General features: G+C 67.4%; 18 protein-coding genes. 13 read left to right on the forward strand and 5 right to left on the reverse strand.

Annotated elements, in window-relative coordinates; translation table 11 throughout:
• Nucleotides 1–311 precede the first annotated feature (311 nt).
• The 6 genes from ACZ1JV_RS24635 (at nt 312) to ACZ1JV_RS24660 (ending at nt 7,180) form a co-directional block, all read left to right on the forward strand.
• Complete coding sequence (locus ACZ1JV_RS24635; protein ID WP_465150925.1) at nt 312–1,343, forward strand: 2-oxoadipate dioxygenase/decarboxylase family protein; 1,032 nt, start codon at nt 312–314, stop codon at nt 1,341–1,343.
• Nucleotides 1,340–2,758, forward strand: a complete 1,419-nt coding sequence (gene astD, locus ACZ1JV_RS24640) for a succinylglutamate-semialdehyde dehydrogenase (protein ID WP_465150926.1) — start codon at nt 1,340–1,342, stop codon at nt 2,756–2,758. Before ACZ1JV_RS24635 ends, astD begins: the two co-directional genes overlap by 4 nt.
• Nucleotides 2,755–3,963, forward strand: a complete 1,209-nt coding sequence (locus tag ACZ1JV_RS24645; protein WP_465150927.1) for a hydrolase — start codon at nt 2,755–2,757, stop codon at nt 3,961–3,963. Before astD ends, ACZ1JV_RS24645 begins: the two co-directional genes overlap by 4 nt.
• Nucleotides 3,960–4,979 (forward strand): arginine N-succinyltransferase, encoded by a 1,020-nt coding sequence (locus ACZ1JV_RS24650; protein WP_465150928.1) that lies wholly within the window; start codon nt 3,960–3,962, stop codon nt 4,977–4,979. The genes ACZ1JV_RS24645 and ACZ1JV_RS24650 overlap by 4 nt, the downstream gene beginning before the upstream one ends.
• 7 nt (nt 4,980–4,986) lie before the next feature.
• On the forward strand, nt 4,987–6,264 hold the full coding sequence (locus ACZ1JV_RS24655; protein ID WP_465150929.1) for an N-succinylarginine dihydrolase: 1,278 nt from the start codon (nt 4,987–4,989) through the stop codon (nt 6,262–6,264).
• Nucleotides 6,265–6,475: 211 nt separating this feature from the next.
• On the forward strand, nt 6,476–7,180 hold the full coding sequence (locus ACZ1JV_RS24660; protein ID WP_465150930.1) for an HAD family hydrolase: 705 nt from the start codon (nt 6,476–6,478) through the stop codon (nt 7,178–7,180).
• A 174-nt stretch (nt 7,181–7,354) separates the two neighbouring features.
• On the opposite strand, the gene nudC is transcribed toward ACZ1JV_RS24660, so the two are convergent.
• Genes nudC through mutY form a run of 3 tightly spaced genes read right to left on the reverse strand, consistent with a single transcriptional unit; the run spans nt 7,355 to nt 10,583 of the window.
• The gene (gene nudC, locus ACZ1JV_RS24665; protein ID WP_465150931.1) at nt 7,355–8,245 is read right to left on the reverse strand and encodes an NAD(+) diphosphatase; all 891 of its coding nucleotides are present in this window, start codon (nt 8,243–8,245) and stop codon (nt 7,355–7,357) included.
• Complete coding sequence (locus tag ACZ1JV_RS24670) at nt 8,242–9,510, reverse strand: serine hydrolase domain-containing protein (protein ID WP_465152646.1); 1,269 nt, start codon at nt 9,508–9,510, stop codon at nt 8,242–8,244. The genes nudC and ACZ1JV_RS24670 overlap by 4 nt, the downstream gene beginning before the upstream one ends.
• 26 nt (nt 9,511–9,536) lie before the next feature.
• Nucleotides 9,537–10,583, reverse strand: a complete 1,047-nt coding sequence (gene mutY / locus ACZ1JV_RS24675; protein ID WP_465150932.1) for an A/G-specific adenine glycosylase — start codon at nt 10,581–10,583, stop codon at nt 9,537–9,539.
• 29 nt (nt 10,584–10,612) lie between these two features.
• Here mutY and ACZ1JV_RS24680 point away from each other — a divergent pair, with 29 nt between their 5' ends.
• From ACZ1JV_RS24680 to smc, 4 genes are all read left to right on the forward strand, one after another.
• The gene (locus tag ACZ1JV_RS24680) at nt 10,613–11,167 is read left to right on the forward strand and encodes a DUF721 domain-containing protein (protein ID WP_465150933.1); all 555 of its coding nucleotides are present in this window, start codon (nt 10,613–10,615) and stop codon (nt 11,165–11,167) included.
• Nucleotides 11,164–11,919 (forward strand): DsbA family protein, encoded by a 756-nt coding sequence (locus ACZ1JV_RS24685; protein WP_465150934.1) that lies wholly within the window; start codon nt 11,164–11,166, stop codon nt 11,917–11,919. The genes ACZ1JV_RS24680 and ACZ1JV_RS24685 overlap by 4 nt, the downstream gene beginning before the upstream one ends.
• Nucleotides 11,920–12,148: 229 nt before the next feature.
• Entirely contained in the window at nt 12,149–12,919 is a 771-nt protein-coding gene (locus ACZ1JV_RS24690; protein WP_465137185.1) for a thioredoxin domain-containing protein, read from the forward strand.
• Between the two features lie 32 nt (nt 12,920–12,951).
• Complete coding sequence (gene smc / locus ACZ1JV_RS24695) at nt 12,952–16,389, forward strand: chromosome segregation protein SMC (RefSeq protein WP_465150935.1); 3,438 nt, start codon at nt 12,952–12,954, stop codon at nt 16,387–16,389.
• Between the two features lie 164 nt (nt 16,390–16,553).
• Here the strand turns inward: smc and soxR are convergent, their stop codons facing one another.
• A complete protein-coding gene (gene soxR, locus ACZ1JV_RS24700; protein ID WP_465150936.1) occupies nt 16,554–16,994 on the reverse strand; it encodes a redox-sensitive transcriptional activator SoxR in 441 nt (146 codons plus the stop codon).
• A gap of 102 nt (nt 16,995–17,096) precedes the next feature.
• On the opposite strand from soxR, the gene ACZ1JV_RS24705 reads away from it, so the two are divergent.
• Complete coding sequence (locus ACZ1JV_RS24705; protein ID WP_465150937.1) at nt 17,097–17,468, forward strand: VOC family protein; 372 nt, start codon at nt 17,097–17,099, stop codon at nt 17,466–17,468.
• A 14-nt stretch (nt 17,469–17,482) separates the two neighbouring features.
• On the opposite strand, the gene ubiA is transcribed toward ACZ1JV_RS24705, so the two are convergent.
• Nucleotides 17,483–18,433 (reverse strand): 4-hydroxybenzoate octaprenyltransferase, encoded by a 951-nt coding sequence (gene ubiA / locus ACZ1JV_RS24710; RefSeq protein WP_465150938.1) that lies wholly within the window; start codon nt 18,431–18,433, stop codon nt 17,483–17,485.
• A 106-nt stretch (nt 18,434–18,539) separates the two neighbouring features.
• Between ubiA and ACZ1JV_RS24715 the strand changes: the two genes are divergently transcribed.
• Nucleotides 18,540–19,946: a M20/M25/M40 family metallo-hydrolase gene (locus tag ACZ1JV_RS24715; RefSeq protein WP_465150939.1), complete on the forward strand. Its 1,407-nt coding sequence runs from the start codon at nt 18,540–18,542 to the stop codon at nt 19,944–19,946.
• 14 nt (nt 19,947–19,960) lie between these two features.
• Nucleotides 19,961–20,704 carry a 16S rRNA (uracil(1498)-N(3))-methyltransferase gene (locus ACZ1JV_RS24720; RefSeq protein WP_465150940.1) on the forward strand — a complete coding sequence of 248 codons (744 nt, stop codon included), beginning with the start codon at nt 19,961–19,963 and terminating at the stop codon, nt 20,702–20,704.
• The last annotated feature ends 70 nt before the right edge of the window (nt 20,705–20,774 follow it).

Consider the following 20,774-nt stretch of genomic DNA (forward strand, 5'->3'; position numbering starts at 1 on the left):
TCCCGCTGCACTGCAAAATAGTTCCGGCAAACGGGTCGAAGCGGGGCCGACAGGCGGCCTGTGGAGCGGTGGTGCCATGAATCTGCCGCTGCCGGACCGCGAAACCGTTTTCTCCCCCGACCAAGTGGGGCCGCTGCGGCCGGTCCGATTCGGAGGAAACGGCGCGATAGCGGCCAGAGAAAAGTCCCGATCCGCCGCCAATCATTACGTATAGACAAAAAAGCGCATCGGCCGCCCTTGCGGCATGGACTTGGTGCGGGGGCTTTCCTATGTCTTCACCCACGCGAAACAACAGGAACGACGGGAAAACGATGCCCTCCGCCCCCCAATCTCACGCGAATCCGGACCAGACGCTGTTCCGCCTGCTGGCCGCCGCCATCGGCGAAACCAAGGCTGTGCTGGCACTTACCACGCTGACCATCGACCCCGCTCTCGCAGGCACCGGCGACACCATCAGCCGCGCGCACGTGGCGATGGCGCTGAACGCCGCGCTGTTTGCCGACCTGCTGGACCGCGTACCCACCGCGCAGCGCTATATCGACGAAGTGCGCGCAGCCGGCGAAACCATCGTTTTCGACCATGGCGCCCTGCGCACCATCGATGGCGAGACCGGCGCGCTGCCGGGCGGGCACATGGCTTTCGGCCGCTTCCTGGCGCCGCTGGGCTATGAAGTCGTCGGGCTCTATCCGCTGCCCAAGCTGAAGATGACCGGCCGCGCCTATGCCCAGCGCGACCTGCCCGAGACGATCCCCCAGTTCTTCGTCTCCGAACTTCACGTGGACCAGTTGCCCGAAGCCGCGCAGGGCGCCTGCGCCAATGTCTTCGGCACGTCGGTCGATCCGCTGGGCGAGGACGAATGGACCGCGCTCGATACGCTCGCCAGCGACGGCGAATGCGGCTTCGACATGGCCGTCACCGCACTGAAGGGCGCCATCGCCTGTTTCGAGCGCCAGCATGAGCCGCCTGCGCTGGCCGACTACGAAGTGCTGCTGCCCGAAACCAAGGAAGGTGCCTGGATCGCTACCGAGGGCAATGCCTTCAACCATGCGACCACCCGCACGGCGGATGTCATGACCCTGTCGGACGCGCTGAAGGAACAGGGCTATCCGATGAAGGAGGCCGTCGAAGTCTCCAAGAACGGCCGCGTGCGCCAGACCGCGATCCTGGCCGACAAGGTGGTGCGCCCGTTTCGCGAGGCGGACGGCAGCGAAGTGCCGCTGCCGGTGCCCGGATCGTTCTACGAATTCATCACGCGCGACATCGATCCGGAGACCGGCAAGCTGGATCTCACCTTCGATTCGGGCAACGCGACAGGCATCTTCGCCGTCACGAGGAACGCATGAGCCTGCTCCGCTCCTACGACCCCGCCACCGACGCGCTCGTCTGGGAAAGCGAAATTGCCGATGCGGCGGCAGTGAATGCCGCCATCGAGCGTGCGCACGCGGCGTTTCCCGGCTGGGCGGCGCTGCCCGTCGCGGTGCGGGTGGAGGCGGTCCAGCGCTACAAGGCCGTGCTCGAACATCGCAAGGACGCGATGGCCGAGACGATCTCCCGCGAAACCGGCAAGCCCTTGTGGGAAACGCGAGGCGAATTGGCCTCGATGATCGGCAAGGTCGGCATCTCAATCACCGCACAGGCCGAACGCGCGGGCGAGAAGCGGAACGACATGCCGTTCGGGCAGGCGGTGCTGCGCCACCGTCCGCACGGAGTGATGGCGGTGCTAGGGCCGTTCAACTTCCCCGGCCACTTGCCCAACGGCCACATCGTTCCCGCCCTGCTGGCGGGCAACACCGTGGTGTTCAAACCGTCCGAAATGACCCCGGCGACCGGGCAGGCCATGGCCGACGCCTGGGCGGAAGCCGGGCTTCCCGATGGCGTGTTCCAGATCGTCCACGGCGCCCGCGCCACGGGTGAGGCGCTGGTGGCGGGCCATATCGACGGCCTGCTGTTCACTGGATCGGCCGGCGCAGGCGCGCATTTCCGGCGAATCTTCGCGGATCGTCCCGACGTGATCCTCGCCCTCGAACTCGGCGGCAACAACCCGCTGGTGGCGTGGGATGGCGACGTGGACGAAGCCGCCTCGGTGGTCGTGCAGTCCAGCTTCATCACCACCGGCCAACGCTGCTCCTGCGCGCGGCGGCTGATCGTGCCGGACAATGCTTTCGGCACCGAACTGGTCGATGCCGTCGCCGCGCTGGCGGACCGCGTGACCATCGGTGCCTGGAACGAGACGCCCGAACCGTGGTTCGGCCCTCTGATCTCCGGCCACGCAGCACAAGCGGCACAGGAACGAGTCGCCGAACTGGTGGCGCGCGGCGCGACGGTGATCCGTACCTTCACCGGCGTAGAAGGACGCGGCAATGCCTTCGTCACCCCCGGTATCCTCGACGTGACCGGGATCGACGTGCCGGACGAGGAAATCTTCGCCCCGGTGGTCCAAGTAACCCGCGTGCCGGACTTCGATGCGGCCATGGCCGCCGCCAATGCCACGCGTTTCGGCCTATCGGCGGGCCTGATCAGCGGCGACGATGCCTTGTGGGACCGTTTCGTGCTGGAAAGCCGCGCGGGCGTGGTCAACCGCAACCGCCCGACCACCGGCGCGGCGGGATCGATGCCGTTCGGCGGGCTGGGCGACAGCGGCAACCACCGCCCCAGCGCCTATTACGCCGCCGATTACTGCGCCTATCCGGTCGCCAGCTTCGAGGCGGCAAGCGTGGCGGGCAACAGCGGTGCGCTAACCGGCAAGCTGCGCGGATGATCGGCCTGACGCCGGAGGAACAGGCCCTGCTCGCCCCGGTGGAGCGGGCGCCGATCCTTGGCCACACGCTCGACTGGGCGGCGATCAACAGCGGCACCGCGCATATCGAAGGATTGGCGGCGATGGCGGGACGCCTTGCCGACGCTTTCTCGGCACTGCCGGGCGAGGTGCGGCTGGTCGATCCCGCTCCGGTCCAGAAAGTCGACAGCCAGGGCCAGACCCGCGAAGTGGCCCATGGCCGGCACATGGTGCTCTCGGTCCGGCCCGAGGCGGAGCGCCGGGTGATCCTGACCGGCCACATGGACACCGTCTACCCGCGCGAGCACGCGTTCCAGACTTGCGACTGGCTGGACGACAATACCCTTCACGGCCCCGGCACGGCGGACATGAAGGGCGGCCTTGCCCTGATGCTGGCCGGCCTCATGGCCTACGAGCAGGCAAGCCCGACGCTCGGCTACGATGTCCTGATCAACAGTGACGAGGAGACCGGCTCGCTCTCCTCCGCCCCGCTGATCGCGGAACTCGCCAAGGGCAAGTTGGCGGCGCTGACCTACGAGCCTGCCCTGCCCGGCGGCCAGATGGCGCGCGCGCGGCCCGGTTCGGGCAACTACGCCGTGGTCGTCCATGGCCGATCCGCCCATGCCGGTCGCAATCCGGAAGAAGGCCGCAACGCCATTCTCGCCGCCAGCGACCTTGCCTTGCGCCTTGCCGCGATGCGCCGTCCCGGCCTTTCGGTGAACCCGGCGAAGATCGAAGGCGGCGCGCCGAACAATACCGTGCCGGACCTTGCGATCTTGCACTTCAACATGCGCCCCGCCACGCCCGAACTCGCGGCCGAGGCGCAGGCGCATATCAAGGCCGCCGTCGCCGAAGTCTCGGCCGCGCATGACGTGCACATGCATATCCACGGCCACGTCTCTCGCCCACCCAAGGCGATCTCGGAACGGACCGAGGCGCTTTATGGCGTGGTCAGCAAGGCCGCTGCCGATCTTGGCCAACCGATGAGCTGGAAGGACACCGGCGGCGTCTGCGACGGCAACAATATCGCCGCCTGCGGCGTGCCCGTGCTCGACACGATGGGCGCGCTCGGCGGCTCGATCCACTCACCCGACGAATTTTTGCTGGCAGATTCGCTAGATGCCCGCGCCCGTCTAACTGCCCTCGTCCTATACAGACTCGATCGTCACGGAGTTTTGCCCGCATGACATTCCTCCTGCGCACCGCACAGGAAAAGGACCTTGAAGCGCTTTATCGCATGGCGAAGGGCACTGGCGGCGGTTTCACCAACCTGCCGCCCGACAAGCCGACCCTGGACGCCAAGCTGCAGCGCACGGCCAAGAGCTTCGCGCGCGAAAGCGATGAGATCGCCAACGACCTGTTCGTCTTCATTCTGGAAGACACCGAAACGGGCAAAGTGCGCGGCACCTGTCAGGCATTCTCGCAAGTGGGCACGGAATTTCCGTTCTATTCCTACCGCATCGGCCGGATCACCCAGCATTCCAAGGAACTGGACCGCACGTTCCGGGCAGAGATGCTGACGCTCTGCACCGACCTTGACGGGGCGAGCGAAGTGGGCGGCCTTTACCTTGACGCTACCGAGCGTTCGGCCGGCGTCGGCAAGCTGCTGGCGCGCAGCCGCTATCTCTTCATCAAGATGCACCGTTCGCGGTTTGGCGATACCACGCTGGCCGAACTGCGCGGCGCCATCGACGACGCTGGCAACTCGCCGTTCTGGGACGGGCTTGCCGGCCGCTTCTTCGATATGAGCTTCCGCGATGCGGACGAGTTCAATGCCAAGCACGGCAACCAGTTCATCGCCGATCTGATGCCCAAGCACCCGATCTATTGCGCGCTGCTGTCCGAAGCGGCGCGCCAGGTGATGGGCCAGCCGCACTATTCGGGTCGCCCGGCGATGCGGATGCTGGAGAACGAGAACTTCGCCTTCCAGAACTACGTCGACATCTTCGACGGCGGGCCGACCATGCTGGCGAAGACCGACCAGATCCGCACCGTGCAGGATGCCCGCACGGCAACGATCGTGGAGATCGCCGAAGCCGATCTGGAAGAGGCCAGCCACCTTGTCGCCACCGGCCATCTGGCCGAATTTCGCGCATGTCTGGGGAAAGTCGATGCAGCGGAGGGGGGGGTCACCCTTGATGCCGAAGCGGCGGCTCTGCTAGGCGTGCAGCGGGGCGACAGTATTACTTACGCGAGCGCCTGACTTACCCATGCTTACCGAGATCAATTTCGACGGAATCGTCGGCCCCAGCCATAATTATGCGGGGCTCAGCCTTGGCAACCTCGCGTCCACGAGGAACTTCGGCAAGGTCTCGGCCCCCCGTGCCGCCGCTCTGCAAGGGCTGGCCAAGATGCGCGCCAATCTGGAACGCGGGCTGGTGCAGGGCTTCTTCCTGCCCCAGCGCCGGCCGGATACCGACTGGTTGGGTCAGCTGGGCATGACGCTGGAGAATGCCGACCCGCGCCTGCGCGCCAATTCGATGTCGGCAAGCTCGATGTGGGCGGCCAATGCCGCCACCGTCTCCCCCGCGCCGGATACGGCGGACGGGCGCTGCCACCTGACCGTCGCCAATCTGGTAACGATGCCGCACCGCAGCCACGAATGGCGCGAGGCGCTGGCGCAGCTGCGCATCGCTTTCGCCGATCCGGCGCATTTCGTGGTCCACGCCCCGGTGCCGCCGCCGTTCGGAGACGAAGGCGCCGCCAATCACATGCGCCTCTGCACCAGCCATGATGCGCCGGGCGTCGAAGTCTTCGTCTACGGCCACACCGGCGGCGGTGAGCCGATCGGCCCCTACCCCGCGCGCCAGCACCGCGAGGCGAGCGCCGCCGTCGCGCGCCTCCACGGCCTCGATCCCGATCGCACGATCCTGGTCCAGCAGTCCGAAGAAGCGATCGCCGCCGGCGCCTTCCACAACGATGTCGTCGCGGTCGCCAACGAACGCATCCTGTTCACGCACGAGAACGCCTTCACCCAGCGCGAACAGTTCTACGCCGATCTGCGCGCCAAGCTGCCGGAGATCGAGATCGTCGAAATCCCGGCCAGCGAAGTCAGTCTGTTCGATGCGATCCAGTCCTACCTGTTCAATGCGCAGCTGGTGACGCTGCCCTCGGGCGAGGCGGCGCTGATCCTACCGACCGAAGCGCAGGAATCGCCCACCGTCTGGCGCTGGCTGGAAAAGCTGGTCTCCGGTAACGGCCCGATCCGCCATCTGTTCATCCACGACTTGCGCGAATCGATGGCCAACGGCGGCGGCCCCGCCTGCCTGCGCCTGCGCGTGGTGGCCGACCCGGCGACCGTCGATCCGCGCTTCCTGGCCACGGCCGACAAGCTGGACCGTATCGAGGCGCTGGTGAACCGCCTCTGGCCGGACCGGATCGCGGTGGAAGACCTTGCCGAACCGACGATCTGGAAGCAGTGCCTTGCCGCGCGCTCCGCACTTTGCGCGGAACTGGGGCTGCAAGAACTGGACCGCGAACGGTTCTAACCGGCTCGATCCGCGCTCTGATCTTCCTTCAACGTCCCGTCGCCCCCGCGAAGGCGGGGGCCCCGCTTCCTTCCCGCCACGGTTCAAATTAGCGGGATCCCCGCCTTCGCGGGGATGACGAAAAGGCTGTGGCAGCGGAAAGGCCACTTTTCGCAATCCCGGTTTCGTGTTTTGCAATGGTTCCGCAGCAACCAGCCTTCATATTGAAGGCATGGCTACATCGATGCTGACCACTGCGCCGCGCGTGCTTCCCGACCCGATCCGCGCCGCGATCTTCGACATGGACGGGACCTTGCTGGACACCGAGGCCGCGCACCAGCGCGCTTTCGTGGAAACCGGCCATGCCATGGGCGTGCCGCTGCCCGGCGATCTGTTGAACGCGATGGTCGGCGTGCACCGCGGCGGCAGCCGCCGGCTGGTGGCAGACCGCATGGGCGCCGACTTCCCACTGGACCGCTTTTTCGAAGCGAGCGACGTGCTGTTCGAAGCCATGGTCGATGCCGGCATTGCGCTGCGCCCCGGTGCGGAAGTGATCCTGGAGCACTTCACCAAGGCCGGCATTCCGCTCGCCATCGCCACGTCCACCGAAGCGCCTTACGCGACGCAGCGGCTGGAGAAGGCAGGGCTGCTGCACTACTTCGACGTGGTGGTGACGCGCAGCGACGTCACCCACGCCAAGCCGCACCCGGAGCCCTACCTGCTGGCCGCCAGCCGTCTGGGCGTCGATCCCGCGCACTGCGTAGCGGTGGAGGACAGCCCCGCCGGCGTGCGCGCCTCGTCCGCGGCCGGAATCGCCACCGTGCTGGTACCGGACCTGCTGCCGCCGACCGAGGAAATGGTGCTCGCCAGTGCAGAGGTGCTGCCGAGCCTGCACGCCCTGCGCGACCTGCTGCTGGCGCCGACCGAGGCGGGGTAAGTTTCAGCGGGAAGATGGAGAGGCCGGTTTAAGCCCCTCCCCTCAATTAAACTCTTCGTCGCCCCCGCGCAGGCGGGGGCCCCGCTTACCTTTAGCCACGCCGGCAGCAAAGCGGGATCCCCGCCTTCGCGGGGATGACGAGGTTTATGAGGACAGGATCGTGGCCCCCTGCGCCTACTGATCCAGCCACCACCGCATCAGTACATGCGCAATCGCATGGGCAGGCGGTGCGCCGAATGCCTTGCCGTTCTCGTTCTGGCCGATAGCCTCCAGCGCATCGGCCACCTCCTCGCGGGTGAACCAACGGGCATCCTCAAGCTCGGTTGTATCGATCGTAATCCCATCGCTTTCAGCCACCGCGTAACAGCCGATCATCAGCGAGGACGGGAACGGCCAGGGTTGGCTGGCGACATAGCGCACATCGCGCACCCGCACGCCGGCTTCCTCGAAGATCTCGCGGGCGACGGCTTCTTCCACCGTCTCGCCCGGCTCCACGAAGCCGGCTAGCGTCGAATAGCGCCCCTCGGGAAAGCGCGGCTGACGGCCCAGCAGCGCGCGGCCCTCGTGCTCGACCAGCATGATCGTCACCGGATCGACGCGCGGGAAGTGGTCGGTGCGGCAGTCCCGATTGGTGCAGGACCGCTGCCAGCCGCCCTTGGCGAGCACGGTGCCCGATCCGCAGGTGGAGCAGAAACGATGGCGGCAATGCCAGCTCACCAGACTGCGCGCAGTGCCATAAGCGGCCAGTTCGTATGGCGGCAAGACCGCCATCGTCAGCCAATTGACCGGAGTGGCATGCGGCCCACCCGGCGGCGTGACGGCGGGCACTTCGGCAAAGCAGGCGACCTCTCCATCGAGGCCGAGGAAGATCAGTTCGCTGTCCGGCGCGGCCCGATCAAGCCCGTCCCACAGCAGCGCCCCACTTCCGGCCAAGACCGCGTCCAGCCCATCCAGCCGCAGCAGCCGCGCATCCGGCCCCTGCAAGGCGGCGAGCGCTTCGGGATCGTTGCGCACATGATCGGCGCGGTCGAGATGGGCGCCCGAAAAGGCAATTGGCAGGATCAAGCGGGCTTCTCCAACAGGGCCATGACATCGGCCTTCAATGCAGTCTGGAACTCGGGCAGCAGCGGCATCGCGTCGCTGGGCATGAACTGGACGAACAGTTGCGAGCGAATAGCGTGGTTCATGTCGACCATGCCCACCGTCCCCGCCGCGCCGGACCAGCCGAAGATGCCCGCCTCCGCCCCAAGGCCGATACGCCCTCCGGCTCCGAACGCCGCCGGGCCGCCAATCATGTGCGAACGGTCCGCCCCATCTGGCAACAGGTTCGACGTGCCGACCGCCACCGCCCGCTGCGACAACACACGCCGCCCGTCGATCACCCCGCCCTGAGCTAGCAGACGCAGGAACCGGTCGTAATCGCGCGGGGTGCTGACAAGGCCGGAGCCGCCGAAGGGAAAGGCCGGAGGATCGAGATAGACCGAGCTTTCCGGCGGATCGATCGGCACCAGCACACCGCCCAGCGCGCCGTAATTGGTCGTCAGCCGCCGCGCCTGTGCGCGCGGCACGGTGAACATGGTGCTCGCCATCCCCGCAGGACCGAACAGCGCTTCGGCCAGATAGGCATCGAAACTCTTGCCGGTGACGACCTCGATCACCCGGCCCATCACGTCCAGCCCCATCGAATAGGACCAGCGCGTGCCGGGATCGGCCACCAGCGGCAGCGCCGCCAGCCGGTCGGCAAAATGGTCGAGGCCGTGGACGGTCGGGCCATAAGTCAGGCCCGGCACCTCGATCCGACTGATCCGGCCGGGCACCAGCCCCTGCCGGACATAGGCATCGTGGATCGGCCCGGTCTGGACGATGGAATAGCCTATGCCCGAAGTATGCGTGACCAGATGGCGCATGGTGATCGGGCGCGGCGCGGCATGCACGCGGTCCAGCGACCCGTCATAGCGGTCCTGCACCTGCATCGTGCGCCATGCGGGCAGGATGTCGGCCAGCGGCTGGTCGAGCGAAAGGCGCCCTTCCTCCACCAGTTGCATCGCCATCAGGCCAGTGATCGGCTTGGTCATCGAATAGATGCGAAACAGACTGTCCGGCCCCATCGGCGTGCCGTCGTCGAAGCCCTGCGCGCCGCGCGCCACGAAACTGGCCTCGCGCCCCGCCATGCCCACCGAGGCGACCATGCCTGGAAACTTGCCGATGCCGACCCAGCGCTCGACCAGGGCCGAGACTTTGGGCAGCGTGGCAGGCTGCTCCACCGCCCATGCCAAGCGCGGCATCAACGCCGCCCCCAGTCCCGCCGCCGCGCCCAACCTCAAGGCCATGCGGCGATCGATCAGGGCGGAAAGGCTCACGCGGCCTCCGCAAGTGCCAGGCGCGCCGCCTTGGCGAACAGCGTCGGCAGACCAGCCTCATCGATCCGGTCAAGCGGCCACCACTCGCCTTCGCCCGGCGGATCGCCCGCCAACCTGCCGGTATGCACCTGAAGCGAGAGTTCCAGCGCGAAATGCGTGAAGACGTGGCCGACGCGCCCCGCATTCTCCCAGGGCCCGTCGATCGGCCCCATGCCGCTGCCGTCGCTGCGGGCGACCCAGCCGTCATCGGGCAGCGCGCGCATCCCGCCCAGCATCCCCTTCTCCGGACGGCGGACCAGCCAGACATGCTCATCCTGCTCGATCCAGAACGCCCGGCCCTGCCGCGTCGGCTTGGCTTTCTTCGCCGCCTTGACCGGCAGCCGCTCCGGCTCGCCCTGCGCCCGCGCCTTGCAGGGTTCAGCCAACGGGCAAAGCAGGCAACGCGGTGCGCGCGACGTGCAGACGGTGGCGCCAAGATCCATCATGGCCTGCGCGAAGTCGCCCGCACGCGCATCCGGCGTGATCGTATCGGCCAGCGCGCGGATCGCCGGGCGCGATCCGGGTAGCGGCTCATCCAAAGCGAACAGCCGCGAAACGACGCGCTCCACGTTCGCGTCCACCACCACCGCGCGCCGCCCGAAGGCGATGGCGGCAACGGCGGCGGCGGTATAGGCGCCCAGACCCGGCAGCGCGCGCAATTCGTCCTCGGTATCGGGGAACACTCCGCCCCGCTCCGCCACCGCGCGAGCGCAGGCCAGCAGGTTGCGGGCGCGGGCGTAGTAGCCAAGCCCCGCCCAAGCCGCCATCACCTCCTCATCGGCCGCCGCCGCAAGGTCGGTCACTTGCGGCCAGCGCGCAGTGAACTTGGCGAAGTAGTCCTTCACCGCCGCTACCGTGGTCTGCTGCAACATCACTTCGGACAGCCACACGCGATAGGGCTCCGGTGCAGGCGTTCCCGGCGCCGCGCGCCACGGCAGCGTGCGCGCATGGCGGTCGTACCAGCCCAGAAGCAGTTCGGAGATCGTATCGCGGCTGGCGTCCATGCCAGCCCTATGGCATTGGAGCGCCGACAATGGAACGGGATCGCCCAAAGAACAGCGGTAAGGACACCGCAAAGACGCCGAAGCGCTTCGAACGTGCGCGCGGCGGCCAGGCGCGCATGATCGCGGACCTTATGCCCGAAGTGGGCCGCACCGCATTCCGCCGCTTCGGCTTCGTGCAATCGAGCGTGGTGACGCGCTGGCCGGAGATCGTCGGCGCCCGCCACGCGCGCGTCTGCTCTCCCGAATCGATCCGCTTTCCGCCGGGTGAGAAGTGCGACGGCATCCTGCAGCTGGTGGTCGCCCCCGCCCATGCACCGATGATCCAGCATGTCGTGCCCGAGATCATCGAGCGGGTGAACCGCTTCTTCGGCTACAAGGCTGTGGCCAAAGCGAAAATCCGGCAAGGCGAGGTTAAGGCGCCACCTGCTGCAAGGCCGCAGACCGCGCCGCCCAGTGTGAAGCCGGTGCCGTTCGAACTGGGCGAATCGCTGCGCGATGTGGGCGATCCGGAACTTCGCGCGGTGCTGGAATCGCTGGCCCGCAGCCTTGCCGCCAGGGACGAACAGGACAAACAGGGGAAATGATGATGTTTTCGAAGTCGCATGTCGCGAAATTCGGCGCGCTGGCAGCCGCCGCCCTGCTCGTCACCGGCGCCGCCCCCGCGCGCAAGCCGGCTGCGAAGGCCCCTGCACAGAAGGCGGCCCCGGGCAACTGGGGCTCGCTAGTGACGATCACCGCCGACGGCAGCCATATGCTGGGCAACCCCAAGGCGGCCACGCAGGTCACCGAATTCGTCAGCTATACCTGCCCGCACTGCGCCCATTTCACCAAGGAATCCGACGCCCCGCTGCGCCAGACCATGGTGGCCAAGGGGCAGGTCGCGCTGACGATCACCAACCTGCTTCGCAACCCGATCGACCTGACCATCGCCATGCTGACCACCTGCGGCGATCCCAAGCGTTTCGTCGTGCGCCACAACGCCTTCCTCGCCACGCAGGACATCTGGATGGCGAAGCTGAACACCCTGGGCGAAGACCGCCAGAAGCGCTGGTATGAAGGCGATATCCAGGCCCGCATGCGCCTGATCGCGGCGGACTTCGACTTCTATTCGATGGTCGCGCCCTGGGGCGTCAGCCACGCGCAGGCGGACCAGTGCATCAACGACAAGGGCGCCTTCGCCAAGCTGGAACAGCAGCAGAAGACGGTGCAGGCCGTCGGCGCCAACAGCACCCCCAGCTTCGTGTTGGATGGCAAGCTGCTGGACGCGCATGACTGGGCCGGCCTGTCGCAGGCGCTGACCGACAAGCAAGCCGCCCAGCGCAAGGGTTCGATCTAGGAGTCTGTTTGAAAATTCGCTGAAAGCGAATTTTGCGGCACCGGCCCTCTCCCCCACCCGGCCACCCAACAGGGTACACTTCGTGGGTGGCCGGGTGGGGGAGAGGGCCGGTGCCGAACCAAAGCCCCCCGGAATCCTGTGGGAAAGCAGGCATTCCGGGCCTTCCCCGTGCTTTGAACGCCTCCCGCGTTACGCTAACTTTCGCACTTCCATTCGAGGATTCGCATCGATGACCCGTCCCGCTTTTCGCAAGATCGTTCTCGGCCTCGCCATCGCCCCGCTCGCGCTGGGCCTTGTCGCCTGCGGCAAGAAGGCGGCGACCGACGGTTCGACTTCGGCCCCCGTCTCCAGCGAGGCACTGGCCAAGGTTCCCGCACCTGCCGGCAAGACCTGGTCCGACGTCGTCGAGAAGACCCCCGAAGGCGGCTTCCGCATCGGCAACCCCGAAGCCCCGATCAAGCTGGTGGAATACGGCGCGCTGTCGTGCTCGCACTGCGCCAAGTTCGCCACCGACGGTTTCGGCACGCTGCGCGACACGTACGTCAACAGCGGCCGCGTGAGCTACGAAATCCGTTTCTTCATGCTCAACGCCTATGACTTCCCGGCCACCCTGCTGGCCACATGCAGCACGACCGAGGCAGCGCTGCCGCTGGCCGAGCAGTTCTGGGCCTGGCAGCCCAACATGTTCGAAAAGCTGCAGGCGGCGGACAAGTCGCGCCTGGAAGCGATCCAGAGCATGCCCAAGGAACAGCAGCTTCCCGCCATTGCCGAAGTCAGCGGCATGACCGAATTCTTCGCCTCTCGTGGCATCTCGCGCGATCAGGCCAGCGCCTGCCTGCGCGACACCGCGCGCGCCAAGGCCCTGGCCGACCAGACCGAAACGGCGACCAAGGACTTCAACATCACCGGCACGCCCACCTTCCTCATCAACGGCAACAACGTCGGTTCGATGGAGTTCAAGGAACTGGAAGCGAAGCTGCAGGAAGCCGGCGCGCGCTGATGCGCCGCCGGCCCTTCATCTGACCTGAATCGATGCGCATCAAGCGGCTCAAGCTCAGTGGTTTCAAGAGCTTCGTAGAGCCTGCCGAACTGCGCATCGAACCGGGGCTGACGGGCGTCGTCGGCCCCAACGGCTGCGGCAAGTCCAACCTTCTCGAAGCCATCCGCTGGGTCATGGGCGAAAGCTCTGCCAAGTCGATGCGCGGCGGCGGGATGGAGGATGTGATCTTCGCGGGCACTGCCAGCCGCCCGCCCCGCGCCTTTGCCGAAGTGGTCCTCCACGCCGAAACCGCAGCCGACAGCGCCGGCATGCGGGAGGAACTGGAAGTCGTTCGCCGGATCGAGCGCGGCGCCGGCAGCGCGTACCGCGTCAACGGCCGCGACGTGCGCGCCAAGGATGTGGCGCTGATCTTCGCCGATGCCGCGACGGGCGCGCATAGCCCCGCGCTCGTCTCGCAAGGGCGCATCGCCGCCGTCATCGCCGCCAAGCCCGCAGAGCGCCGCGCCATGCTGGAAGAGGCGGCGGGCATCGCCGGCCTCCACGTCCGCCGCAAGGACGCCGAAACCAAGCTGCGCGCCACCGAGGCCAATCTGGCCCGGCTGGAAGACCTGATGGCGGGGCTGGACAAGCAGGTCCTCGCACTGCGCCGTCAGGCCAAGGCGGCGGAACGCTACAAGGCACTGACCGACCAGATCCGCCTTGCCGAAGCGCGCGTGGTCTTCGCCCGCTGGCGCGATGCCGCCGCCGCTGCCGAAGCCGCACGCAAGGAGGCACAAGCCGCCGAACTGCGAGTGACCGCCGCGCAGGACCTCGCCGCCGAAGCGCAGAAACAGCAGGCGGCGGCGGCTGAAGCGCTGACCCTCGCGCGGGACGATCTGGCCGACCGGCGCGACGATGCCAGCGCGCAGGGCCACCGCATGGCGACGCTGACCAGCCAGTTGGAAGCCGCCGAACAGCGGTTGAAGGACCTCGACCGCCAGAAGACCCGTCTGGAAGAAGATCGCGGCGATGCCGACCGGCTGACCCGCGACGCCGCCGAGGCGCTTGAGCGGCTGGAAAAGGAACTCGCCGAAGGCAAGCGCAAGCTGGAAGAGGACGAGGCCGCGCGGCCCCGCCTTGCCAATGCGCTGGAAGGGGCGGAGCGCGCCTCCCGCGCGGCCGAACTCGATCTGGCGCAGGCCACTGCCGCGCAGGCCGGAGTAGAGGCCGAATGGCGGATCGCCGAAGCCGAACTGGCACAGGCGCGCGCACGGCTGGACCGGCTTGCGGCCGAAGCGGCGCGCCTCGCCGCGCAAGTCGAGGCTCTGGCGCAGGCGGGCGATCTCGATGCTGCCGTGGCCGAGGCGCGTTCGCGGGCCGAAGCGGCCAGCGCCGCCCTCGCCGCCGCCCGCGAAGGGCTGGAGGCGCAGCAGGCGCGCAAGGGCGAACTTCAGGCGGAGCGCGACACGGCCGCCTCGGCCCTCGCCGCCGCCCGCGCCGATCTAACCGGCATCGAGCGCGAGCATGCCGCACTGCTCAAGGACCGCGAGGCCCGCGCCAAAGGGGCCAAGGCCGCGCATGGCCTGCCGGTCGCGATCGACGCGGTGAAAGTCGCGCCCGGTTACGAACGCGCGCTGGCCGCCGTGCTCGGCCGCGATGCCCGCACGCCGCTGGGTGAAGTCGCGAAGGCCGATGGCCGATTCTGGACCGGTGCCGAGGCCCCCGCTGCGGTCAAGGACAGCCTTGCCGCGCATGTTACCCTCTGCCCACCGGAACTTACCGCTCGCCTTGCGCTGGTGCATGTCGCCGACGAAGACGATGCGCGCGTGTTGGGGCCCGGCGAGTGGCTGGTTACGCGCAGCGGCGTGCTGCGCCGCTGGGATGGCTTCATCGCGCGCGGCGAAGGCGCTGCCGAAGCGGCCCGTCTGGAGGCGGAGAACCGTTTCGCGCAGCTCGACGCCCAATTGCCGCCACTGCGCGCGGCGGTTTCCTCCGCCGAGGCGCGGCAGACCGAAGTACAGCAGCAGCTTGCCGCGCTCTCCACTGCCGTAGTCGCCGCCGAACGCGCCATCGCCGATGCCGCCACGGCTGAACGCACCGCCCTGCGCGGCGTCGATCAGGCGGAGGACGCCCGCCAGCGCCACGCCGCCCGCCGCGCCGAGATTGCCCGCGCCGAAGAGGAACTTGCCGAACAGCGCAAGGCCGCCGAACAGGACGTCGCCACCGCCGAAGCCAAGCGCGCCGCCCTGCCTCACCCGGAAACCGGCCGCGCAGCGCTCGATGCCGCAAAGCTGAAGAACGACACCGCCCGCACCGCGCACCAGTCTGCCATCGCCGCACTGGCCGCGCACGATCAGGGGCTGGCCGTCGCGCGCGAGCGCACCGCTTCGCAGGCGGGCGACATGAAAAGCTGGCAGGCCCGCGCCGGCGACGCTGCCAACCGTCTCGCCCAGATGGGCGGACGGCTTGAGGAGATCGAAAGCGAACGCGCGGTGATCGCCGCCAAGCCCGCCTCGCTGATGAACCAGATCGAACAGGGCGAGGCGATTCGCAACCGCTTGGCCGAGGAACTGGCCAAGGCGGACGCCGCCGTCGCCACCCTCACTGAAACCGCGCGCAAGGCCGACGCCGCGCTCTCCGCCGCGCAGGAAACGCTGGCTTCCGCCCGCGAATACCGCGCCGGCGCCGCTGCCCGCGCCGAGAACGAGGACGCCCGCCGCGTGGAGACCACGCGCGTTTCGGGCGAGCGTTTCCAGTGCCCGCCGCCCGTGCTGGCCGAACGCTTCGACTTCGCCCCCGCCGATGTCGGCCATGCCGAGAACGAAGGCTCCGGCATGGACCGTCTCGTTGCCGAGCGCGAGCGGATCGGCCCGGTCAACCTGCTCGCCGCCGACGAACTGGCAGAGGCGGAGGAGCGCCTTGGCGTCAGCGTCACCGAAAAGGCCGAACTGACCGAAGCAGTCAGCCGGTTGCGCGGCTCCATCGGCAATCTCAACCGCGAGGGCCGCGAACGCCTGCGCGCCGCGTTCGAGGCGGTCGACGGCCACTTCCGCCGTCTGTTCACGCGGCTGTTCCAGGGCGGTCAGGCCCATCTGGCGCTGGTCGATTCGGACGATCCGCTGGAGGCCGGCCTCGAAATCTTCGCCCAGCCGCCGGGCAAGCGGCTCCAGTCGCTGACGCTGCTGTCGGGCGGCGAACAGGCGCTGACCGCCGTGGCGCTGATCTTCGGCCTGTTCCTCACCAACCCCGCGCCGATCTGCGTGCTCGACGAAGTCGATGCGCCGCTGGACGATGCCAATATCGAACGCTTCTGCGATCTGCTGGAAGCGATGACCAAGGAAACCGACACGCGCTACCTCGTGGTCACCCACAATGCCGTGACGATGAGCCGCATGCACCGCCTGTTCGGCGTGACCATGGTCGAAAAGGGCGTCTCCCGCCTCGTCAGCGTGGACCTTGTCGGCGCCGAGGAATTACTGGCAGCGGAATGAGCGGTACTCGGTCAAACGATCAGAGCAAGACCTGAGACCCCAAACCTCGTCATCCCCGCAAAGGCGGGGATCCCGCTTTTTCTTGCAGCGGGGATAGAAGGAAGCGGGGCCCCCGCCTTCGCGGGGGCGACGGAGTGATTGTTGCGTCGCTCCGTTAAACCGGCTTACTTCAGCACGAACCTCGGCCCCGGCCCCAGCGCGCCCGCCTCGTCGTCGCGGTTGTAAAGACGGCATTTGGCGAGGCTGAGGCAGCCACAACCGATGCATTCGTCCAGCTTGCGGCGAGTCAGTTCCAGCAGCGCGATCTTACTGTCGATCGCCTCCCGCATCGACAGGCTGATCCGCTCCCAGTCCTCCATCGTCGGCGTGCGGCCTTGCGGCAGGCTGGAAAGTTCGCGCTCGATCTCGGCAAGGCCAAGGCCGAGTTTCTGCGCGATCAGCACGAAGCTCACCCGGCGAATGTCAGAGCGCAGGAAGCGCCGCTGGTTGCCGCTGGACCGCAATGCGGTGAGCAGGCCCTTTTCCTCGTAGAACCGGATGGCCGACACCGCGACCCCGGTGCGCCGGGCCAGATAGCCGATGGAAATGAAGCGATCTTCGACCATCCGCCTCTTCTGCCGCTTTTTCCGTTTGACCTCAAGTTAACTTGAGGTTGCATGAAGGCCAGGCCGGCGATTCGACCGGTGGGAAAAGCAGGAGACATTCCGATGGCCCAGGGCCGCCTCGAACATGCCAATATCACCGTCAGCGATATCGATCGCTCGTCCGCCCTGTTGCAGGACTTGCTCGGCTGGCACGAACGCTGGCGCGGCCCCGCGATCAATGGCGGCGAGACGATCCATGTCGGCGGGGATTTCAGCTACATCGCGGTCTACACCGACCGGAAAGAACACGAGCGTTTCGCCAAGGGCACCCCGCTCAACCATGTCGGGCTGGTAGTGGACGATCTGGACGAGGCCGAGCGCAGGGTGGTCGCGGCGGGGCTCGTACCGTTCAACCACGGGGACTATGAGCCGGGGCGTCGGTTCTATTTCTTCGATTGGGACGGGATCGAGTTTGAACTGGTGAGTTACAACTGAAATCGGCGCCGGGGTCAGATGATCCCGGCGTTTCCGACGACCCAACAGGCCAGCGCCATCACCAGGCCGAGGTCACGGTTGGAGCGGAACCGGGCAAGCGCATTGTCGCCGTCCTTGGTGTCCAGCGTGATGACCTGAAACGCCAGATGTAGCGCCACCGGCACAAGGCCCACCATCGCCACCCAGTCGTGACGCAGCATCCAGAACGCAAGCGCCCAGAACGCCACGGCAATCGCGTAGAACCCCGCAACGCCGCCGCGCACATGGGTGCCCATGCGCAGGGCGGAGGAACGGATGCCCACCAGCGCATCATCCTCACGGTCCTGAATGGCGTAGATCGTGTCGTAGCCGATGCACCATGCGATGGAGCCCATGTAGAGCGCCGCCAGCACTTCCAGATGATCGCTACGGATCTCCACCCAGCCGACCAGCGCCCCCCAGGTGAAGACCATGCCCAACCACGCCTGCGGCCACCAGGTGATCCGCTTCATGAAGGGATAGGCCGCCACCAGTGCCACGCTGCCCAGCGCAACAAACTGCGCCATGGGGCGGAGCTGGAACAGCACCACCAGCCCGACAAGGCAAAGCGCCAGCAGCCAGATCCACGCCGCCTTGGGGCTGACCATCCCGCTGGCGATCGGGCGCTTGGCCGTGCGAGCCACCTTTCGGTCCAGATCGGCGTCGACGATGTCGTTATAGACGCAGCCCGCGCCGCGCATCGCGATGGAGCCGGCCAGCAGCCACAGGATCAGCCCCCAGCGCGCTTCGCCGCCCGCCAACAGCACACCCCATGCGCAAGGCCAGAACAGCAGCCACCAGCCGATCGGCCGGTCGAACCGCGCCAGCATCGCGAAGGCGCGCGGCAATGGCGGAAGGGCGGAAACGAGGCCGCGATGTTCGGTATCGGGGACGAGTAGAGAGTCGCTCACGGCGGCCGGGGTAATGCAAACACCCCGCGCTGTCATGTAAGAACGTGACAATTGCCCATGGCGCGGCGTTGCTTCCGGCGTGTGATCGCGCAACAAAGGCGGCTCGTCGCTTCCGCGTCACATTCAGGGGAACCAAACGAAAATGAGAAAATCGAGGGTCGCTTTCTCCGCCGTACTTTCCGCCAGTGCACTGATTCTGACAGCCGCACCCGCGCTCGCCGCCGATGGCGCGCCGGTCACGCCGGCTGGCAAGGAAGCGCTCGATATCCTGAAGGAAGCGATCGAGACGCCGACCGTCGCCGGCCGCGGGCAAGTGCCCAAGCTGGCCGCCAGCCTGAAGGCGCGCCTTGTCGCGGCGGGTTTTGCCGATGGGGACGTGACCTTCACGTCGCTGGGCGAGACCGGCTACCTCACCGCGCGCTATCCGGGCCGTGATCGCAAGGCCAAGCCGCTGGTCGTCATCGCCCATATGGACGTGGTGGAGGCCAAGCCGTCCGACTGGGAGCGCGATCCCTTCAAGGCGGTGATCGAGAACAGCTACGTCTTCGGCCGCGGCGCGCGGGACAACAAGGGCGACCTGTCGATGATCTTGGCCGCCGTGATGGAACTGAAGCGCGCCGGCTGGGTGCCCGCGCGCGACATCGTCATCGGCTTCTCGGGCGACGAGGAAACGCAGATGGCCACCACCAAGGCCATGGCCGACGCGCTTTCCAATGCGGCGCTGGTGCTCAACGGCGATTCCGGCGGCGGCGAACTGGACACGGGCGGCAAGCCCTTCGTCTACTCGATCCAGGCGGGCGAGAAGACATATGCGGACTACACGCTGTCGCTCACCGATCCCGGTGGCCACTCCAGCCGCCCCGGCGCGACCAACCCGATCGCCGCGATGGGCGAAGCGGCCGACAAGGTCTGGACCCACAAGTTCCCCGTGCAGCTCAGCCCGCTGACCAAGGCGTACCTCGAAGGATCGGCCAAAGTCGCGCCTGCCGATGTGGCCCCTGCGATGCGCGCTTTCGCCGCCAATCCGAACGATGCCGCTGCCGCCGCGACGCTTTCCGCCAAGCGCGAATATGTCGGCGTGATCCGCACGACCTGCGTGCCGACGATGATCAAGGGCGGCCACGCCCCGAACGCCCTGCCGCAGTCGGTGGAGGCCAATGTGAACTGCCGCATCTTCCCCGGCACGACCCGCGCATCGGTGCAGGCCACGCTGGCCGAAGTGGTCGGCAACCCCGCGATCAAGATCGCCTTCAAGGACAACGGCACGCTGGAATCCATCGAATCGCCGCTCCGGCCCGACGTGCTGGCGGCGGTCGAGAAGGCCGTGCATGAACGCGCGCCGGGCCTCGCCATCGTGCCGGGCATGAGTGCGGGCGCCACCGATTCGATGCATTTCCGTGCGAAGGGCATCCCCGCTTTCGGCGTTTCTGCCAGCTTCATGCGTGCCGAAGACAGCTTTTCCCACGGTTTGAACGAGCGCCTGCCGCTTGCCACGCTTGATCCGGGCGTGAAGCAGTGGGAATCGCTGCTTAAGTCGTTGTCCAAGTAGGAGCTGAGTACAAGATGGGTGCCACCCCCGCCTGGCCGCCACGTTCGGCACCGCGCCTTTTCGTGACCGGGCCGCTTGCCCAAGGGCAATCCGTCACGATCGAAGGCGGGCAGGCGCACTATCTTGCCAAAGTCATGCGCGTCGCCCCCGGCGACGCCGTGATCCTCTGCGACGATGAAACCGGCGAATGGGCCGGCGAAGTGACTTCCGCCGGCAAGCGCGATGTCATGCTGATCTTGCGTGATCGGCTGCGCGAGCGGGAGGCGGTGCCGGACTTCTGGCTCTGCGCCGCGCTGCTCAAGAAGCCGAACTTCGATCTGGTGCTGGAAAAGGCCACCGAGCTGGGCGTGGCGAAAATCCAGCCGATGATCACTCGCCGCTGCGTTGCCGACAAGCTCAATGCCGAGCGTGCGGCCACCATCGTCACCGAAGCGGCCGAGCAATGCGCCCGCACCGCACTGCCGCAAGTGGCCGATCCGGTGAAACTGGAAGCTCTGCTGCGCGATTGGCCCGAAGGTCGCGCGCTGTTCTTCGCGGACGAGACCGGCGGGGAGCCTGCCGCTGCGCAGTTCGCCGCGCATTCGGGCCCGGCGGCACTGCTGGTGGGGCCGGAGGGCGGCTTCGACGAAGAGGAACGCGCGCTGATCCGCGCGCATCCGATGGCACGCGCGATTACGCTGGGGCCGCGTATCTTGCGCGGAGAGACGGCGAGTATTGGCGCAACCGCGCTGTGGATGGCGGTTTCGGGGGATTGGTGAGAGCTCGCCCCCGTTCACTCCTCGCCGCTTCCTTCCCAACTCATACCTCGTCATCCCCGCGAAGGCGGGG

It is taken from the genome of Novosphingobium sp. BL-S-19 (genome assembly GCF_055521675.1).

Coding starts and splice junctions, on each gene's coding strand:
- ACZ1JV_RS24635 (WP_465150925.1), top strand. CDS start 312: ATGCCCTCCGCCCCCCAATCTCACGCGAATCCGGACCAGACGCTGTTC.
- astD (WP_465150926.1), top strand. CDS start 1,340: ATGAGCCTGCTCCGCTCCTACGACCCCGCCACCGACGCGCTCGTCTGG.
- ACZ1JV_RS24645 (WP_465150927.1), top strand. CDS start 2,755: ATGATCGGCCTGACGCCGGAGGAACAGGCCCTGCTCGCCCCGGTGGAG.
- ACZ1JV_RS24650 (WP_465150928.1), top strand. CDS start 3,960: ATGACATTCCTCCTGCGCACCGCACAGGAAAAGGACCTTGAAGCGCTT.
- ACZ1JV_RS24655 (WP_465150929.1), top strand. CDS start 4,987: ATGCTTACCGAGATCAATTTCGACGGAATCGTCGGCCCCAGCCATAAT.
- ACZ1JV_RS24660 (WP_465150930.1), top strand. CDS start 6,476: ATGGCTACATCGATGCTGACCACTGCGCCGCGCGTGCTTCCCGACCCG.
- ACZ1JV_RS24670 (WP_465152646.1), bottom strand. CDS start 9,510: ATGGCCTTGAGGTTGGGCGCGGCGGCGGGACTGGGGGCGGCGTTGATG.
- mutY (WP_465150932.1), bottom strand. CDS start 10,583: ATGGACGCCAGCCGCGATACGATCTCCGAACTGCTTCTGGGCTGGTAC.
- ACZ1JV_RS24680 (WP_465150933.1), top strand. CDS start 10,613: ATGGAACGGGATCGCCCAAAGAACAGCGGTAAGGACACCGCAAAGACG.
- ACZ1JV_RS24685 (WP_465150934.1), top strand. CDS start 11,164: ATGATGATGTTTTCGAAGTCGCATGTCGCGAAATTCGGCGCGCTGGCA.
- ACZ1JV_RS24690 (WP_465137185.1), top strand. CDS start 12,149: ATGACCCGTCCCGCTTTTCGCAAGATCGTTCTCGGCCTCGCCATCGCC.
- smc (WP_465150935.1), top strand. CDS start 12,952: ATGCGCATCAAGCGGCTCAAGCTCAGTGGTTTCAAGAGCTTCGTAGAG.
- soxR (WP_465150936.1), bottom strand. CDS start 16,994: ATGGTCGAAGATCGCTTCATTTCCATCGGCTATCTGGCCCGGCGCACC.
- ACZ1JV_RS24705 (WP_465150937.1), top strand. CDS start 17,097: ATGGCCCAGGGCCGCCTCGAACATGCCAATATCACCGTCAGCGATATC.
- ubiA (WP_465150938.1), bottom strand. CDS start 18,433: ATGACAGCGCGGGGTGTTTGCATTACCCCGGCCGCCGTGAGCGACTCT.
- ACZ1JV_RS24715 (WP_465150939.1), top strand. CDS start 18,540: ATGAGAAAATCGAGGGTCGCTTTCTCCGCCGTACTTTCCGCCAGTGCA.
- ACZ1JV_RS24720 (WP_465150940.1), top strand. CDS start 19,961: ATGGGTGCCACCCCCGCCTGGCCGCCACGTTCGGCACCGCGCCTTTTC.